At 41.9% G+C, this 19,103-nt stretch carries 13 protein-coding genes; 4 read left to right on the plus strand and 9 right to left on the minus strand.

Features of this window, described 5'->3' with window-relative positions; translation table 11 throughout:
- The first annotated feature begins 18 nt into the window (after window positions 1-18).
- From EVU92_RS04710 to EVU92_RS04725, 4 genes are all read left to right on the plus strand, one after another.
- Complete coding sequence (locus tag EVU92_RS04710) at window positions 19-696, plus strand: response regulator transcription factor (RefSeq protein WP_205987940.1); 678 nt, start codon at window positions 19-21, stop codon at window positions 694-696.
- Window positions 696-1,922, plus strand: a complete 1,227-nt coding sequence (locus EVU92_RS04715; RefSeq protein ID WP_240701298.1) for a HAMP domain-containing histidine kinase — start codon at window positions 696-698, stop codon at window positions 1,920-1,922. The genes EVU92_RS04710 and EVU92_RS04715 overlap by 1 nt, the downstream gene beginning before the upstream one ends.
- Window positions 1,923-2,029: 107 nt before the next feature.
- Window positions 2,030-2,983 (plus strand): ribosome biogenesis GTPase YlqF, encoded by a 954-nt coding sequence (gene ylqF, locus EVU92_RS04720; RefSeq protein WP_130050217.1) that lies wholly within the window; start codon window positions 2,030-2,032, stop codon window positions 2,981-2,983.
- 416 nt (window positions 2,984-3,399) lie between these two features.
- Window positions 3,400-6,849, plus strand: a complete 3,450-nt coding sequence (locus tag EVU92_RS04725) for a PAS-domain containing protein (protein WP_130050218.1) — start codon at window positions 3,400-3,402, stop codon at window positions 6,847-6,849.
- Here EVU92_RS04725 and EVU92_RS04730 read toward each other — a convergent pair.
- The 9 genes from EVU92_RS04730 to EVU92_RS04770 form a co-directional block, all read right to left on the minus strand.
- Window positions 6,846-7,928 carry a DUF547 domain-containing protein gene (locus EVU92_RS04730; protein WP_130050219.1) on the minus strand — a complete coding sequence of 361 codons (1,083 nt, stop codon included), beginning with the start codon at window positions 7,926-7,928 and terminating at the stop codon, window positions 6,846-6,848. The two genes, EVU92_RS04725 and EVU92_RS04730, sit on opposite strands and share 4 nt — an antisense overlap.
- 181 nt (window positions 7,929-8,109) lie before the next feature.
- Entirely contained in the window at window positions 8,110-9,279 is a 1,170-nt protein-coding gene (locus EVU92_RS04735) for a DUF547 domain-containing protein (RefSeq protein ID WP_130050220.1), read from the minus strand.
- A gap of 100 nt (window positions 9,280-9,379) precedes the next feature.
- Window positions 9,380-10,660 carry a HAMP domain-containing sensor histidine kinase gene (locus tag EVU92_RS04740; RefSeq protein WP_130050221.1) on the minus strand — a complete coding sequence of 427 codons (1,281 nt, stop codon included), beginning with the start codon at window positions 10,658-10,660 and terminating at the stop codon, window positions 9,380-9,382.
- Window positions 10,661-12,037, minus strand: a complete 1,377-nt coding sequence (locus EVU92_RS04745; RefSeq protein WP_130050222.1) for a sigma-54 dependent transcriptional regulator — start codon at window positions 12,035-12,037, stop codon at window positions 10,661-10,663.
- A 57-nt stretch (window positions 12,038-12,094) separates the two neighbouring features.
- Window positions 12,095-14,545, minus strand: coding sequence for an ABC transporter permease (locus EVU92_RS04750; protein ID WP_240701299.1), 2,451 nt, complete (start codon window positions 14,543-14,545; stop codon window positions 12,095-12,097).
- Entirely contained in the window at window positions 14,545-15,297 is a 753-nt protein-coding gene (locus tag EVU92_RS04755) for an ABC transporter ATP-binding protein (RefSeq protein WP_130050224.1), read from the minus strand. Before EVU92_RS04755 ends, EVU92_RS04750 begins: the two co-directional genes overlap by 1 nt.
- Window positions 15,294-16,571, minus strand: coding sequence for an HlyD family efflux transporter periplasmic adaptor subunit (locus EVU92_RS04760; protein ID WP_130050225.1), 1,278 nt, complete (start codon window positions 16,569-16,571; stop codon window positions 15,294-15,296). The genes EVU92_RS04755 and EVU92_RS04760 overlap by 4 nt, the downstream gene beginning before the upstream one ends.
- A 161-nt stretch (window positions 16,572-16,732) precedes the next feature.
- Window positions 16,733-18,238, minus strand: a complete 1,506-nt coding sequence (locus tag EVU92_RS04765; RefSeq protein WP_130050226.1) for a serine hydrolase — start codon at window positions 18,236-18,238, stop codon at window positions 16,733-16,735.
- Between the two features lie 162 nt (window positions 18,239-18,400).
- A complete protein-coding gene (locus EVU92_RS04770) occupies window positions 18,401-19,063 on the minus strand; it encodes a response regulator transcription factor (RefSeq protein ID WP_130050227.1) in 663 nt (220 codons plus the stop codon).
- Window positions 19,064-19,103: the final 40 nt, after the last annotated feature.

Genomic DNA, 19,103 nt, shown 5'->3' on the forward strand with positions numbered 1-19,103 from the left:
GCTTTGAATACTGAGCCGATCAGAGCTTTGATTGTTGAAGATAACCGTGACATTAGTGCGAATATTGCTGCGTATCTAGAAAGGCACAGTTACCTCTTGGACTTTGCTTATGACGGTATAAGTGCAATGCAACTAGCGATGAACAACAAGTTTGATGTCATTGTTTTAGACCTAATGCTTCCAGGGATGGATGGCTTACACTTTTGTCAAAAGTTGCGAGCTGAAGCTGACGTTGAAACACCTGTACTTATGCTCACTGCGAGAGACACGCTTGATGATAAACTGAGAGGATTTGCAGTAGGAGCCGACGATTATTTGGTAAAGCCATTCGCATTGCAAGAGTTACATGTGCGCCTGCAAGCTCTTTATAAGCGGAGTCACGGCAATACCAACAAAGTATTGACTGTGTCTGATCTAACGATGAATAAGTCCACCTTGCAAGTATATCGTGCTGGCCAGCTTATTGAGCTTAATCCTGCAAGTATGAAGTTATTGCAGCGGTTAATGGAGGTATCTCCTTCTGTTGTTACACGCGATAGTCTCGAAACTTTATTATGGGCAGATGAGCCTCCTGATGGTGATGCGCTTCGTTCGCACATGTACAAGTTAAGACAGGCAATTGATAAACCATTTGATACGCCATTGATTCATACTGTGCACCGTATCGGCTATCGAATTGCAAAGGACTTCCAATAATGTATCGGCATAGTTTGCACAAACGTGTCGCTATTGCATTTGCAATGTGTGTGGCTGTGCTGAGTATTGCATGGGGTTTTGCTTTCTTTGCTGCAATAAGATTGAGTGAAGATCGAGTGCTAACCCAGCAATTGCAAGTTGCATCAGATAACTACCCTGCCATTACTACAAATCTTAAGGCGTACGATAAAGTAGATAACTTACCTCAATCACTTCAAACGTGGGCGCAAACAAATCCAGCAGTTGGGTTGTATGAATTTGATAGCGAAGAATTACATGTTGCCGTTATTGATACAGGTAATGAGCAGTCACATGGGTTTGTAGTGTTTGATGTCGCGCAGATTGAGGCTTCTTCGTCAGAGGATTGGTGGTTATTATTCATTATTAGCAGCCTTGTAGGAACATTGGGGTTACTAGGCTTTGGGCTTGGAATTGTTGTGATGCGTCGAGCTTTGGCTCCCGTAACTCAACTTGCTAAAGCTGTGGCCGACATTGATCCTGAGCAATTATCAAACGAAGATTACAAGCGTATAGATGCTAACCGATATACAAATGATGAAGTTGGCATGCTCGCAATTACAATAGAGCAGGCTTTTGAGCGAGTTAGTGCATTCATCGCAAGAGAACGCTATTTTACAGACTCAGCAAGCCATGAATTGCGCACGCCAGTGACAGTCATTACCGGCGCCCTAGAGCTTTTAGAACAAAGCCAATTGACTCCTGCCGATATGAAGGTGATAGATCGTGTAAGGCGGGCAACATACGACATGAATAAAATGATCGAAATGTTTTTGTGTCTTGCTCGTGAAACTGATGATGGCTTGTATGATGAGCAGTTTTTAGTAATGCCACTGGTAAGAAAAGCAGTAGAGCAGCAACGCTATTTGTTAAACGGTAAACTCGTTGGTGTTGAACTTGATGAGCTTGCCAACCCCATAATTTATGGGCATGCACAGGCATTTTCTATTGCGGTTAATAACCTGGTGCGAAATGCGTTTGAGCATACCCTTGCAGGACAGGTACCGATTGCAATTTTGATTAAAGAGCATGAATTATTAATCACCAATCAGTTCAGTGGCGGTGATGCCCAGCATACGGCGACTGAAACAGCTTCTCACGGCTATGGCTTAGGTTTAGGTATTGTGCAACGCTTATGTGAGCGCAATGGTTGGTCATTCTCACTGCATGCAGATACAGCGCATGTAGTCGCTCGTCTTTCGTGGTGATGGAAGGCGTGATTTTATTTTTAAACAATCCTGCTTGATGTAGTAAACTATACCTATCAGCAAAATCCCCATGGCGTTAGCCTTTAAAATAAGAGCTTAATAATTAAATGAGTAGAGCAGGAATACAGTGGTTCCCGGGTCACATGAACAAAGCCCGAAACGAAATTAAAGAAATCATGCCACAGATGGATGTGATCATTGAGGTACTTGATGCCCGTATTCCTTATAGTAGTGAAAACCCAATGGTTACTGCGCTGCGTGGCGATAAGCCGGTGATCAAAATCATGAATAAGGCGGACTTGGCTGATCCTAAGTTAACGCAAGCTTGGAAAGACTACTTTGAGCAGCAAAGTGGTGTGAAAGCGATTGATTTTGGTAATGATAAAGCAGGTGAAGTGCACCGTATTAATGAGCTTTGTAAAAAATTAGTGCCGCATAAAGTGGGTGCCGATAAACAAATTAAAGCCATGATCATGGGTATTCCAAATGTTGGTAAATCAACACTTATTAATACTTTAGCTGGCCGTATTGTGGCAAAAACAGGTAATGAGCCTGCGGTAACAAAAGCGCAGCAACGTATTAAGCTTGACGATGGTATTATGCTTTACGACACGCCGGGTATGTTATGGCCGAAAGTAGAGAACGAAAACTCAGGTTATCGTTTAGGTGCAACCGGTGCAATTCGTGATACCGCTATCGATTATGAAGAAGTGGCAAGTTACACCGCTGAATATTTATTGCATGCATACCCAGAGCTTTTAAAAAGCCGTTATAAAATTGATGAGCTACCAGAGTTTGACTGGGAGTTTGTTGAAATGGCAGGTAAAAAGCGTGGCTGTATCCGCGGTGGTAATCAAATCGATACTTACAAAATGTCTGAAATTCTTATTAATGAATTACGCGATGGCATTATTGGCCGTATTACCATGGAAACCCCGGCTATGCGAGAAGAAGAAGAGCAAATGGTTGCTCAGCTTCGCGCTGCTGCTGAGGCTAAAAAAGCAGCTAAAGAAGAAGAAAAAAAGCAACGCCGAGCGCGTGCGCGTAAAAACCGCCGTTAATAACTCGTCGTTTTGTTTTAGACATAAAAAAAGCCCTATAAGGGCTTTTTTAGTTTCATATCTACCGTCACCGATATGAGCAATGTAGCAAGTAAAATAGTAGGGCGACCACCTGTTGCCAACATCAAGGGGCGTTGCGATTAGCAACAGGCGATCTTAGCTTTATCGTGGGCCACACGTGTTTCAGGGTCGAGAAACAAATCAGTTTATTCCGAACAAGTACTTCGTTGTCTTGTTGATATTGATTATCAATTAGATTTGCATGTCTGTCAACACTCAATTGAAAATAATTCTCATTTCTTTGTGTCTGTTTTTTAACCTTCTGTAATACAGTGCATTAGCACTAAAGTTAGGCTGTAAATTACTAGCAATAAAAACTATGCTGGGGGCTATAACAATTAAAATAATCACATACGATGTTCTCAATTTGGTCAATAAGCCTTCTTGCAATTGTGTATCTGGCAATTTTATTTGCGGTTGCTGGGTGGGCTGATAAAAGAAAAGTATTACCCTTCAAAGGGTTAACCTATGGTTTGTCTCTTGGGGTGTATTGCACTTCATGGGCGTTTTTTGGTACTACCGCACAAGCTGCGTATAACGGCTGGTGGTTGGCACCGACCTATGCCGGCACCATTTTGCTATTTATTTTTGGTTGGCAAGTGTATTGCCGTATAGCGCATATTTGTAGGCAACAAAAAATAACCTCGATGGCTGATTTTATCGCTACGCGATATGGTCAGTCGTCTAGCTTATCTGGGCTAATTTCACTTATTTCAGTGATTGCGATTGTGCCCTATATCTCTTTACAGCTAAGTGCAACTGCACAAAGTATTAATTTACTAACTAACCGCTCAATGATGCAAAGCCACGAAGTGTGGGCCGATAGTACTTTTTATATCACCATCGTGTTGGCACTTTTTGCTATTTTGTTCGGTGCTCGGCGCTTAAAACCCAGTGAGCATAACCCAGGCCTGATAGCCAGTATTGCTTTTGAGTCAGTGGTTAAGTTATTGGCGTTTTTAGCGGTGGGTTTGTATGTTTGTTTTGCTTTGTTCGACAGTCCTGTAGCACTGTTTGAAAAAGCCCGAGATCTAAATATTGATCAGCAAGTGGCTGCCACGCAAAGTCCAACCTATGTGTATGTTGCCCATACTTTACTCGGTATTTTGGCGACCTTATGTTTGCCAAGACAATTCCACATGAGCTTTATCGAAAAAAATAACGATAAAGAACTGGCCTCGGCACGTTGGCTATTTCCGATTTATCTATTACTCATTAATCTGTTTATTCTACCGATTGCATACGCCGGATTAATTTACTTTCAAGGCCAAGAAGTAGGTTACGACACCTTTGTATTAGCTTTACCTATGGCTGCTGATGATGCCTTTGTGGCGTTATTAGCCTTTTTAGGTGGCTTTTCAGCGGCAACCAGTATGGTGATAGTGTCATCAATTGTGCTTTCAGTGATGATCACCAATGACTTTATTAACCAGTTTATTTTACGCCGCTCTCAACTTACATCGAGTAGCCGCGGGCTTGATAAAAACAATCTATTACATGCTCGTAAAATCGTTATCGTATTGATTTTATTGCTTAGTTATTTTACTCACCGAGTGCTGGGTGAAAGCACAACCCTTGCAAATGTGGGTTTGATGTCGTTTACCTTAGTCGCGCAATTTTCACCGGCCATGATCATTGGCTTATGGTGGCGACAAGCATCGTGTCGTGGTGCGCAACTGGGGATTTTGAGCGGCTTTATTATTTGGGGTTACACACTTTTACTGCCGAATATCGCTGGAGGTTTAGGTAGCGATAGCTTATGGCTTGAGAATGGACCTTGGGGAATAAGCTGGTTAGCACCTACTGATTTATTCTCTTTAGGTATGGAAAGCATCAGCCAGGCGCTACTGTTATCGTTAGGTGCGAACTGTTTAGTGTATTTCCTAGTGCCGTTATTTAGTCGTGCAACTTTGGCTGAGCGTTTGCAGAGCAATAAGTTTGTTTCTCAGCTTAGTGATTCTCGAGTGAGTAATCATCTACAGCCTTTGAGTTACCATGACTTAGGCGCGCTAATGCAGCGATTTGCCGAAAAAGAAGCTGCACAGTCTTTGGTAAATCATTACTTTCCGGATGATAAAAGTAAGTGGAAGCGTCCTGCCAATGTTGAGTTAGAGCTATTAGTTGAGCGCGAGATGTCAGCGGTGATTGGGGGAGCATCAGCACGGCTTATTTTAGATGTAGCTAAAAATGAGCAGCGTCAGCCTTTAGAGCAGGTTGCTGAATTTGTTGATGAAGCGAGCCAAGTACTTAAGTTTAATCGTGATTTATTGCAGTCAACAATCGAAAATATTCAACAAGGGATTAGTGTGGTTGATAGTGAGCTGCGTCTTGTTGCTTGGAACCAGGGTTATAAAAGCATGTTCGCTTATCCTGACGATGCTTTATACATTGGCCGCCCAGTAGCTGATATTATTCGATTTAATGCCGAGCGCGGCTTATTTAGCGGTGAGAGCATGACCAGCGAAGTCGAAAAACGCTTAGCTTATTTACGCCAAGGTAGTGCTTATAAATATCAGCGCTCGCACAATGATGGCCGTGTGTTTGAAATGCAAGGTAACCCACTGCCTGGTGGCGGCTTTGTAACAACCTATACCGACATCACCGAGTTCGTAAAACAACAAAAAGCGTTAACCGAAGCAAATGTTAGCCTTGAAGAAAAAGTAGCGGCACGCACCTTAGCTCTGACCCAAGCAAACCAAGAGTTGTCGATGGCAAAGCAAGTGGCGGAGCAAGCAACGGTCAGTAAAACGCGCTTTTTTGCTGCTGCTAGCCATGATTTGCTGCAACCTTTCAATGCTGCGAGCTTGTTTTGTTCTTTAATGAATGAAAAAGCCCAAGATACCGAACTTAAAGAGCTAGCGATGAATATTAAGAATTCACTGGGCAGTGCCGAAGAGTTGTTATCGAGTATTTTAGAGTTAACCAAGCTCGATTCAGGCTCGTTTAAAGTACAAATGAGTGAGTTTGCTGCCAGCTCGTTGGTTGAGCCGCTGCGTAATGACTACGAAGCCCTTGCCCGCGAAAAAGGCTTAAAGTTTATTATTGAAACCTGCGATGTGCGCTTGCATACCGACAAAGCGCTGCTGCGACGAGTGCTGCGTAACCTTTTGAGTAATGCGATTCGTTATACTGAGCAAGGTGAAGTGCGCTTAAAAATGCAGTACGACGACGACCATGTATCCTTTATTGTTGAAGACACAGGGATCGGTATTGCATCGAGCGATCAACAAACTATTTTCCAAGAGTTTAAACAGCTTGGTGCAAAACCAAGCGCCGAGGGGTTAGGCTTAGGGTTGGCAATCACTAAACGTATATGTGACTTACTTAAAATACCCCTAGTGATGGGGTCTGAGCTTGGTAAAGGCACGCAATTTACCCTCACTCTGCCTTGTAAAGTGAGTGCTGCGCCAGCGCAAGCGAAAGGGGCAGAGGCATCACAAGAAACAGAGCTGGGGCAATTGCGCATTTGGCTGCTTGATAACGACCGAAACGTATTAGAGGCATTAAAGCAGTTACTCGAAAATTGGGGCTGCGAAATATCAACGGCCACTAACTTAGCGGAGCTTGAGCAGTTAAAGGCAAGCCAAGCCCTGCCGCAATTGTTGATTATTGATTATCAGCTTGATGATGGGGTAACGGGCCTTGAAGTGATTGAGCAAGCTGCACTAACACGCTTACCTGCCATAGTGAATACCGCGAATCATGACGAAGGAATACGCGAGTTAGTGCTCGATGCGGGCTATCCATTGCTTTATAAGCCTCTGAAAGCGCCCGCTTTAAAACGCATGATTAAGCGACTGACTTAATCTGCGTTTTGCTCAGTTGCTGGGGTATTAGCTTTAGTTAAGTGGTTACCATGGGTAGTAAATGTTTTATCCCAGCCCAGTGCCACAATACTAGGATCGACAACAACTGCATTACCTCCACCATAAGCAACATCGGTACCTAAAATATCGGTAATATCGTAATTATCGATACTAAAAGAGAGGTTTTGCACAACTTGGTCTTTATCTGGTTCTTGAATAACTAATGATTGAAGATGGTCAGCTAAGTCTTCTTCAAAGTTAGGGAAATAGTTTTTCTTTTCAAGGTATAACGAAGAAACACGTGTGCTATGAGTATCAATAACACTGCCTCGATTTGAATTTACAAATTGCACTGCATTGTTAGTCAGGGCGGTAAATACATTTTTCGCTGTATATGGGTAGTTAAGTAAATTTGGGCTACCAATATAACCACGGTAATAGCCATATATTAATAGCGGGTCATTGTTAAATAGCGGTGCAACAATGTTGTACTCTATATCGTTTAATGAATACTGGTTACCGTTAAAGTTAAAGCGTGGCTTATCAAAAAAACTTGGCTCTTCGTTTATTAGCTTAGATAAGTTTTTTACTGGGTACTGCTGGACTAACTCATTGAGTACCGTCACGTTATAAAGATTGAACCAGTAAGCTAGCAGTTCAGACTTTGGCAAGTTACTCAAGTTAATCTTATTTGGCAGGTCGGCCATATTTTTTTGTATGACCTGCAAGGCTTGCCTCATTTTAGGATTGTCTTTATATGAATCATAATAAAAGCGGTTTGCTTCTGTTGCTGTTGAAGGTTTAGGGTTGGATGATAAATGTGTACCAATCGTCGTGGTGTGTGAGGTGATGCGGTAGCGGTCAGACATGCCTAAATCAATGACCGAAGCACTTAATATTTGCCCATAGCCAGCGTAATCAAGAGTAATGTTTGAGTTTGCATCATACTGATGAAATTGGCTAAATTTTTCTTGGTTAATTGCTGTGATGGCTGTTTTATTAATAGGAGCCTTTGAATTACAGGCCGTAACTAAAATTAGTGATGTTGTTAATGCGATGGTCTTTATAGCGCTTTTCATTTTTACCACCTTCCTTAGTACAGAAAATAAACATATTACTTTTACTTTAAATTGGCAATATCCAGGTAATTAACACAGAAAAAACAAGACTTAAAGTTGGCTATTGCGGTTTTGCTAAGTGTTTTAGTTGGGTATTTCAGGGGGATTAAAGCGGCTCATAGCGAGCCGCTTTAGGTTTATATTATTTATCTTCAGACTCTTTAGTTGGTAAGTCTTTTATTTCAACGCGAGTATTTGCTTCATAGTATTTTTGCGTGATTTTTTGCAAAATCTCGCGGCGTAACGGGCTTACATGGCCGACTTCTTTGGTTAAGTTTTCACCATAAGTAACAAAATTAGTATCGAAGCCCTCTGCTACTATACTCGGATCGGCGACAGTCGCGTTACCTCCACCATATTCAACATCGCTACCTAGAATGTCGGTAATATCGTAGTTATCGATACTAAAAGAGAGGTTTTGCACAACTTGGTCTTTATCTGGCTCTTGAATTACTAACGATTGAAGGTGGTCAGCTAAATCTTCTTCAAAGTTAGGAAAATAGTTTTTCTTTTCAAGGTATAAAGAAGAAACTCGAGTGCTATGGTTACCTATCACACTACCGCGGTTTGAATTTACAAATTGCACTGCATTGGTGGTCAGGGCGGTAAACACATTTTTTGCTGTATATGGGTGGTCAAGCAAGTTTGGGCTGCCAATGTAGCCACGGTAGTAGCCATATATTAATAGCGGGTCATTGTTAAATAGCGGTGCAACAATGTTGTACTCAATATCGTTTAATGAATACTGGTTACCATTAAAGTTAAAGCGTGGCTTATCAAAAAAATTTGGTTCTTCGTTTAATAACTTGGTCAGGTTTTTAACAGGGTACTGCTGCACTAATTCATTGAGTACCGTCACGTTATAGAGGTTGAGCCAGTAAGCGAGTAACTCTGATTTTGGTAAGTTACTTAAATTAATTTTGTTCGGCAGGTCGGCCATATTTTCTTGCACTATTTGCAAGTCTTGCTTCATCTGAGGATTCTTTTTGTACGAATCATAATAAAAGCGGTTTGCTTCTGTTGCAGTCGACGGTTTTGGGTTCGACGACAACCGCGTGCCTATTTTGCTCGTATTATTTGAAATGCGATAGCGGTCTGACATACCTAAATCAATCACTGAGGCATTTAATATTTGTCCGTAGTCAGTGTACTCAAGGGTGATATTTGATTTTTCATCGTACTGATGAAATTGGCTAAATTTTTCTTGGTTAATAGCTGTCGTTGCTGTTTTATTAATAGGGGCCGTTGAATTACAGGCTGTAACTAGAATAAGTGATGTTGCTAATACGATGGGTTTTATGGCGTTTTTCATTTTTATGACCTTCCGTAGTTTAAAAAATAAACATAGCGTGGTTTTTTTATAAGCGCAACAATCTGTTGTTTTTGTTTAAAGTACTAACCTTTTTCGTTGCTTAAGTAGGTACGGTGATGTTAGCTTCTGTGCCTTGCTGGGGTTTTGAGTTTATCGATAACTCAAAACCTTGGTTGCGCACAAGTTCTCGGGTGATCACAAGCCCTATACCTGTGCCATTTGCTTTGGTTGAGTAAAATGGCACGAACAAGTTATCAGGGTTTTGAATACCACAACCTTGGTCGCTAATTGCAATATTTAAGCTATCACCTTGCCTTGACCAAGTGAGGCTAGGGGCTGAATTGCTGCCTGCTTCAAAGGCATTTTTTATCAGGTTGATCAATGCTTGTTCTAGCTGGCCTAAGTCGGCATCAACATATAATTCTTCACTGCTATTTATCACTAGTTCAGGAAATATAGCGCTTAAACGTGTGTTTAGTTGCTCGCTACTGATTGTCTGTTTTTGTGCGGGGGGTAGCTTGGCAAACGCACTGTAACTGGCTACAAAATCAAGCAAGTGCTGAGCGCGTTTTTCTATAACTTGCAGCATATCTTGGGCGAGATCATCGTGACTGCTAATTTGTCCTTGGCGCTTAAGGGTTTGCAATGATTGACTCATTGAATAAATCGGCGTGAGTGAGTTACGCACTTCATGATTTAACACTCGAATTAACCGTTGCCAAACAAGTTGTTCATTATCGCGAAGCTGTTGCTCAATTGAAAAGAAGGTCAGTAATTCAAAGTTTCTGCCGGTCCGCCAAAAAGTCTGCGATGAGATTTGAAAGCGTTGTTTAAACAGTGAGTCGTTGTTTTGTTGCCATTCGCCATCATGCAGGGCAATGCCTAAGTCGCTGGCCGATTTACCTTCAATCTGGCGATGGATAATACTGTTTTTAAACGCCTTATTACTAAAGTAAATCAAGCCATGGGGGTCTAGTATAACGATGGGTAAGTCCAGCATGCTGGCAAACTCAAACACAAACTCTTCTGTTTGCATATAATGGCGCTTATTTTTGGCTATTTTATTGCTGAGCTTGGCAAAATCTTGCTTAAGCGCTGCGACTCGTCCACTTTGATAAGACGCTAAATGCCAACTATTACTTTCGTCATTTGCCAGTGCATCTAGTTGCAGACCAAAGCGTTCAATCACATCGATGATCACGCGGTAGCTTTTAATTAAAGCAAAAGCGCTTATCCCGATAAACGGCAATAATAGGCTAATACTGGCAAACCAATCTAGTTTTAAGCTGAGCGAAAGGGCAATACCAAGCGTAAATAGCACCGCTATAACCATAAAAAAATAGCGTCGAATACGCTGCTCTAACGACAACTTGCTACTCATTTAGCGTTCTACTTCTTTTAAATCGAGCTGATGTTTATCAATGCGACGATAAATCGCCGATTTACTTAATCCTAAAAATTCTCCTGCGGCGATAACATTACCATTAAATTGCAGCAGCGCTTTTTGAATCATTTGTTTCTCAAGCTCTTCAAGGGGCAATAGTGGCAAGGCTTGTTCAGCATTACTATTCGTTTGCTCGCAACTTGGTTGATCTAAAATGAGGTCATTGGCTTGAATATTGTTGTTATCGCTCATGATCACCGCGCGTTCAATGCAGTGGCTTAGCTCACGAATATTACCAGGCCAGCTGTAGTTTTTTAGCGCGTTTAGAGCATCAGGACTTAGCGCCATATTTGCACGTTGGTATTTTTTACCATGCACCAATAATAAGTGTTCTGCCAAGGGGGCGATGTCGTCTTTTCTGTCGCGAAGCGGTGGAATGTGCAGTTCAATGGTATTGAGTCTAAATAATAAGTCACGGCGGAACTCACCCTGCTCAATGGCCGTAGCTAATTCACTATTGGTGGCAGAAATAATGCGAACATCGGCGGTTTTGGTTTGGCTTGAACCTAGCACTTCAAACTCTTTGCTTTCTAGCACGCGGAGCATTTTACTTTGCAGCTCAAGGCTTAAAGTCGCAATTTCGTCTAAAAATAAGGTGCCGCCTTCGGCAATTTCAAAACGCCCTAAGCGGTCTTCTTTGGCATCAGTAAAAGAGCCTTTTTTATGGCCAAATAATTCACTTTCGAATAGAGTTGGCGCAATAGCGCCAATATTCACGCTTACATAGCGTTTATCACATCTGAGAGAATGCTTATGAATATAATGTGCTAATAAGCTTTTGCCTGTACCATTTTCGCCGGTAATTAAAATGCTGGCATCGGTTTTTGCTGCGCGCTCAGCTTTGGCAAGCAACAGTTGCATGATTTTTGATTTAGCTATGTAATGTGCTTGTGTGTCACTGGTAAGCGCCTTTAAGCACGCGTTGTCGTGATTACTTTGCTTGAGCTTGAGTTGTTGTTGCACAACGGCGGTTAAGCGTAAGTTATTCCATGGCTTTTCAACAAAGTCGACAGCCCCTAATTGCATGGCTTTAACGGCAACATCAATGCTAGCCCAAGCGGTCATCACAATGACAGGTATGGTCGATCCTAATTGATTTAGTTGCTTTAAAAAGCGTAACCCTTCTTCACCTGAGGTGGTGTCGAGCTTGTAGTTCATGTCGAGCAAAATCAGGCTAATGTGCTCTGATTTTAATAACTCAAGGGCATGTTCAGGGCCTTCGGCCTCAAGGCAATATAAGCCCAGTTGTTGTAATGCAACAGTAGCAGCCAGACGTACATCAGCTTGATCGTCTATGACTAAGATTTTGTCCATGATGTTTTCTTATTATCCTGTTGAGGTGGCTTAAATTTAAGCCACCATTTTGTGCTGTTAATCGTTACGTAGTGCGGCCATAGGTTTTGCTTTAAGCAGTAAAACCAAAGGTCTAAAGCAAGCGAATAGCGCAATACATAAGGTAATACTCCAAGCGAGTAATTGCAGTCTTACATCAAGTATCAACCATGACATTAGCTGTCCTTGTAACATGTAAAAACCCACCATTACCGCGGCGAGAGCAACCGCAAAGCCAATGAGCACAGGGATAATAGCTTCAACACTCATCAGCTTGAATAAGCGCGCTTTTTTCGCACCTAATGCCATACGAATACCAAACTCATAACGGCGTAGACCCAGGTTGTAGCTCAGTACCCCAAAAATACCGATTGCTGCTAATAATAGAGTAAATAGCGCTAAGGTACTACACAGAACCACTGTCAGTCGGCTCATATACAGTAAATTGTCGTACTCTTGTTGCAGGTCATTAAACTGCCACATGGTTAAGTCGCTGTTCTTTTCTTTTAGCGTATTAAGTATTTGTTTATTAGTCAGCTTGACGCCATCATAAGCTTTGATAGTAAACATGTAGCTATACGGTGTTGCAGGCCACCAAATGTGTCGACCAAACGACTCGTCGTAGTATTTAGGGTGATTAAAATCTTCGGTTACACCCACCACTTCATACATCTTTTCTTCTAAGCCTTGGTAGCTCTTGCCGATAATATTTCGATAGTCTTGGTCTGGTAATAAGTTTTCTGCCACGCTGACTGATACTAGTATCTCGTTGGTTTCACCACGTATTGCTTGTTTACTAAAGGTGCGGCCAGCGAGAATTTTGGTGTTAACTAAAGCAAAGTAATCAGGCCCTACCCACTGACTAGGGAAGAAAACGGAGCTTTTCCCGTTTACATCAGTCAAGGTGTTGGCGTTTTGTCTTTGCGAAACAGGGCTGTGACCTAGGGCAACATCATCAATACCTTGGCTATCAAGCAAAACCTGCTTGTATTGCAGCATGTGTTCGTAGCGCTCAGCCAATGACATTTGATTATTTGGCTGGAACAGGTTGGCAAAATATAGGTTTTCGGTATCGCTACCGAGCGGACGGTTTATCGTGCCCATGGCTTTACTGACTACCATCACAGAAAAACTAACAAGCAGCGCGGCAACAAACATTTGTGAGCCAATTAAAATACGCACTGTGCGGCCAGATACCTGCGAAACACCGCCCTTACCACTGTTTTGCATTTGCGTATTTAGGGTTTTGTAATTTACCAAACGTGCTGTAATTACAGAGAAAATATAAGCAAGAGCAATACACAGTATAATGGCAACAATAACTAACGTGGTATCAACGGCTAAGCTATTCACCAGTGGTAAACGCCCTTCTGCCAATACTTTAAATAAACGTATGCCCCATACCGATAAAAACAGCGCAATGCTTACTGATAAGGTCATTAAAATCAGTGATTGTAAAAAGATACTTTTAAATAGCGTGCTGCGTTTTGCACCTAACACCGCCTGCAAGGCGAGGGTTTTATGTTGCGCAAGAGCGCGTGAGAAGAACAAAGTGCTTACATTAAGTACTGCAATAATCAGTAGCCCTACCGCACCAGCTAACATCATCAAGCTTAAGTCATCGTTATTACCCAGCTCAACGTCACGATAAGGGGTTACTTCAGGTTTTACATCGGTGATCCCCCCGTTGTTTAGCCATTCTGATTTAACCGTATCAATTTGCTGTTTTAAATCGACTTTAACTTGATCTATGGTGACCCCAGGCTTTAAAACAGCAATTAGTTTTAGGTTTTTGAACGTGTTTGTCCATGGGCTTTGCCAATCGTCATTGTGAAAGAAACGGCGGTCAGCACTGGATGGAAACCACACTTCAACATCACTTGCTTTAAACATGTAAGGTGGGCTGAATGAGTCATCAACAACACCGACGATACGGTGAACATAATCGGTTTCACCAGCCATGACTGAGAGTGTTTTACCAATAATGTTCGGGTCGCTGTTGTAATGTTTGCGCCAGAAGTTAGCAGATATAACAACCCGGTCATCAGGAGTTTCTAGCGTTTCTCCAAGGTCAAAACCTTGTCCCATTAAAAATGGCGTGTTTAATAAGTCAAAATAGTTGCCGCCAACATACAGCACAGGCTCTTTCGGTTCGCCATCAAGGTTTGCAAAAATTTGCTCACCTGCATTGATCATCATACTTTGTTCAAAGCTTTGATTATGCTTAAGCCAATGCACCATCGACTGATAGCTTTGAAAGCCAGTAGCATCATAGTCATCATAGGTAAGTGATTGCTCAACCACCACCATGCGGCTTTCATCGTACACATCAAGGGGCTTTAAAAAGTAGCTGTTAACAAGGCTAAGCACCACAAACAAGGTGGCCAGTGTTAAAGCAAGCGTTGCGATAACCGCAGTGACAAAGCCCGGTGCATTCATTAATGATGCCCACGCTAAGCTTAATTGGGCGCGTGTTTTGGTTAATTTCATCACATCACCTCGGCGCTTTCGAGAACTTGCTCAGCAGTGTCGCTGCTAGGTGCTTGGCGAGCTTCAGAGTAGGAAACAATTTCACCATCTAACAATTTAAGTTGCGTTTTAGCGCGCCCGGCATAACGTAAGTCATGGGTTACCATACAAATCGTGGTGCCTTTTTTATTTAGCTCATCGAGCAAGTCCATGACAGCATCACCATTTTTTGAATCTAAGTTACCGGTTGGCTCATCCACCAATAAAATGCTTGGCTTGCCAGCCAATGCGCGGGCAATGGCAATACGCTGTTGTTGACCACCAGATAATTGGTTTGGTTTATGCTGAGCACGGTGGCCCATTTCAACTTCATCAAGGGCTTGTTTTACCGCAAGCTCTATTTCGCTCGGGCTCATGGCTGGCTCTCGGTAAGTGAGCGGCAGTGCCACGTTGTCAAACACCGATAATTCATCAATTAGGTTAAACGACTGAAATATAAAACCAATGTGAAGGTTTCTAAGTTCAGCTTGCTGATCCATATCGAGGGTTTTTGTGTCGACTTCTTTAATGAAATAGTCGCCAGCAGTTGGGCTATCTAGTAAGCCTAGTAATGACAGCAACGTCGATTTACCACAGCCAGATGGGCCGCTAATGCAAATATAGTCACCCTGGTTAATATTCAGGCTGATGTCTTTTAATGCATAGGTTTCAACATTTTGGCCGCGATAAACTTTGGCGATTTTGTTTAATGAGATAAGCGTGTTGGTTTTCATAAGCTGTCCTGTTCGATTTTTATTGTTGCCAAATGCTGCCATTTAGAAAGGTCAGAAATGATCAGCTGTTCGCCCACGGTGGCACCGCTCAAAAGTTGAATTTGATTGTCACTGAGTGTACCAAATTCGATATTCGTTGGCGTTGCTAACTGGGTATTTGGATTAAGTTTAAATAGCGTGGCATCGCTGTGTGCTTGCGCTTTTTGCGGCACGTTAATGGTTAACGCATCGGGAATAATGTTGCTAACAACATAGCCTTCAATGCTTAAATCTGGGCGGGCATTGGCAGGCAGTGTGCCTTGTAAATCAAGTTCAATAATAACCCGACCATCGGTAACGATAGGGTCAATTCGGGTGACTTTGGCATCAACTTCACCGTGGCTTGCTTGGCTAAAGGTGTTTACTTTTGCTGCCATATTGAGTGCCACTTTTTCGGCATCAGCTTGCTTCACACTCAGCTCTGCTTTTAGTGCTTTGTTTGAGCCAACCACAGCAAGGCGGGTGCCCGGCACTAGGTTCTGACCAAGTTCAACATTCAATTCTTGTAGCATGCCATCGATACCTGCCGTTATTTGCAGCTGATCAAAAGCGTGTTGCTCAACTTGATAATTAAGCTCAAATTGGCTTAATAGCTCTTGCTGTATTTTGCTACGTTGTAAGTGCATTTCTTTGAGCTGAGCGAGGCGTTGCTGCTCGATACTTACGCGCTCTGTAAGCTGTGCAACGTTTAGCATGCTTCGTTTATAATCTAGGCTTGAAACAATTCCTTGTTCGATCAGTTTACTTTCGGCATCGACTCTAAGCTCTGCGCTTTGTAGCTCACTTTTTAAAATGGCGAGATTCGCTTGGCGTTCAAGTAGCTCACTTTGCTGGTTAATTTTTTGCTCATTAACACTGGCTTTTTGGCGAGCGAGTTCTAGCCGAGCGACCGATAAACGCTGCGCTTGCTGAGGGTTTACTAGGCTTAAAATCACCGTGTTTTTGTTAACAATAGTGCCGGGGTAAACGTGGATAGCTTCGACCATTGCGGTGTCAGTATTGGTTAAATAGCGTTGATACTTCGGTTTTAAACGGCCAAAGCCACGTATTTTTACTACAAAATCGGCTTGTTCTACGGTTGCTATTTGCAATTGGCTTGCAGAAACCACGGTGGGTGTCGCCCATTGATAAACCATTATAGCGCCAAGCGCTGACACGCTAATAGCTGCACCAATAAGCCATTTTTTAGCTTTTGATTGCTGAGGTTTACGTTTTAGAGTGCTGTCTAAATCCATTGGCTATATTTCATTGCGTTGTAAGTTTAGCAACACAAAAGCGAGGAACGTGCCAAGGTTTAATTTATTGATTTTTATAGTTTTTTAATTTTGTGATTAGGTGGGCTTTCCCACTTTTGGGATTAATAAAATCAAAAGTGGGACAAACTATAATGCAGTGTTTACTGGGTTAATTCTGCAAGTTTAGCCAGTTGCTTTTTAGCATGTGCGTTATCAGGTTTAAGCTTGAGTACTTGGTTATAGTTGGCTATTGCTTGTTTAAGGTTACCGAGATACCAGTACGCTTCTGCTAGGCTATCAAAGGTATTGTAACTATTAGGGTAAAGGTGTGTGTTAAGCTTAAAAACCGCTAATGCTTCATTGAGTTTGTCTTGGTTGATAAGCGAATAACCCCATAAGTTAATATCGTTTTCAGCAAATTGAATCTTCTTTTCTTTGCTTAATTGATCCGCAGCCGCAATTGCATTTTCGTAGCCTTGTACTTCAAGAACTTGCCATAAGCGTTTTATATTTTTGGGCAGGCCAAAGCCATTCTCTTGTTTCATTTCTGGAATATAAAAGCCAGCAATTTCATCTACAAATTGCGATGGCATTGCACCCATTAAGTTGGTTAAGATCACAATTGACATATTATCTTCTGGGTAAACAAAGATACCAGCCCTGTTACCACCCACAGCGGCTAATGCAGGATGCTCTTCTCGGTCCATAACAGGCCAGCCAAGACTGTAGCCGTTTAAACGTTGATTGAAGCCTTGAGTGTGACCGCTTTTTAGGCGAGTCGGAGTCCACATTTGCTGTATACTGTCTTCACTAATAAATTGATTTGTTTGTAAAGCGATTAGCCAATTTGCCAATTCTGCTGCTGTTGATGCCATGCCTGCGGCGGTTTGTAACATTTCAGAAAAAATGGCTTCTCTTGAGTTGAACAGTTCATCGCCTTGATTTTCGTATCGTCTTGCTGAGTGCTTTACAGCATTGTTGAGGTTATTAAAGCCCGCTTCAAGTGTTCTGCTCATTTCAGCCTGCTGTAATTGGTTTTTTTCGATAAATTGCTGAAATGGCATCCCCGATAGTTTGTTAATTAACTTACCAATAATAACGTAATTTGTTTGGTTGTATTTAAAGCGAGTGCCTGTTTCGAATTCTAATGGCTTGGTTTGAACTAGTTGCCATGCATCATCGGGTCCTTGATCTGAGATTAAATCAGCAACTTCACCTTTTATTATGTCAGGTAAGCCTGATGTATGGCTCATTAACTCTCTGGTTGTTATAGCGTGCCACTCAGTTGGCAATTCTGGCAGATAAGTGCCAATAGGCGCATTAAGATCTAATTTCTTTTGCTCAACAAGCTGCATCAGCGCCACACCAACAAAAGCTTTTGTTGCAGAATTAATGGCAAATAAAGTGTTGCCATCAACGGCGATATTATCTTCAATATTTGCAACTCCGTAGCTGGCAACTTTAGTTACTTTATTATCTCGAACGACGGCGAGTTGTAGCCCTGGAATATTTCTTTTTTGCATTAACTCAACCACCCATTGGTCAAGCTCATCTGCATGTGCAGAAAAGGCGCAGAAACTGGCTGATAGCAGTGTTATGGTCGGAAGAATTAATTTTTTTGCTAGTTTTTTGCAAGCTGTGTACACGATGTTGTCCTTAGTGTTCATTTTTATCTATTACTTTTTACTTAGATAGTTTTGATGTGAGCACTAAAGCGAGGAGTATGCCAATATTTAACGTTTTGAAATTTATAGTTTTTATTTTGTATCTTGGTTTAGGAATTCCCATTTATGGGAATTTCAAATTAAAACTGGGAGTGAAAGCTTAAATTAGCTTTCTTCGATTTTGCCAACCTGTGAAAGTTGATTAAACAAAATGCCTGCTTGGGTGCGGTTATAAACATTAAGCTTGCGTAAAATCGCTGAAACATGCTGCTTGATAGTAGTTTCTTGAATCGACATTTCAAAAGCGATTTGTTTATTCAATAAACCGTCGGCAATCATCGCCAATACGCGATATTGCTGTGGTGTAAGCTTTTCAAGATTGCGAGCAAATTCGCTTTGTTCGTCGTTTATCACTACATCGGTTAAATCAACTTCGGGTGGTAGCCAAGTGTCGCCATTTAATACATGGCTAATTGCTTCACTGATGACATCTAAAGAAGATGACTTAGGAATATAGCCTGCAGCGCCAAGACTCATGGCTTGTTTGATTATGGCGGGGGTTTCATTGGCAGAGACCATAATCACTAAGATATCTGGGTAGTGATTTCGTAATTGCGAAAGGGCTTGTAGGCCATTTGCACCTGGAATAGTTAGGTCTAAGAATATCAGTTCAATTTCAGGATGTGCATTTAATAGTGCGAACAAGCCATCAATGTCACTTGTTTCTTTAATATGTTCTTCGGGCACTGATGTCGCGGCGGCTTGACGCAGTGCACTTCTAAATAACGGGTGATCATCGGCGATTATAGTGTTCACAGCTAAAGACATTCCCTCGATTCTCCAATGCGTTATGTTATAAGTGATTTTG

Origin of the sequence: Pseudoalteromonas sp. MEBiC 03485, assembly GCF_004195145.1 — a bacterium.
Taxonomy (GTDB): Bacteria; Pseudomonadota; Gammaproteobacteria; order Enterobacterales; family Alteromonadaceae; genus Pseudoalteromonas; species Pseudoalteromonas apostichopi.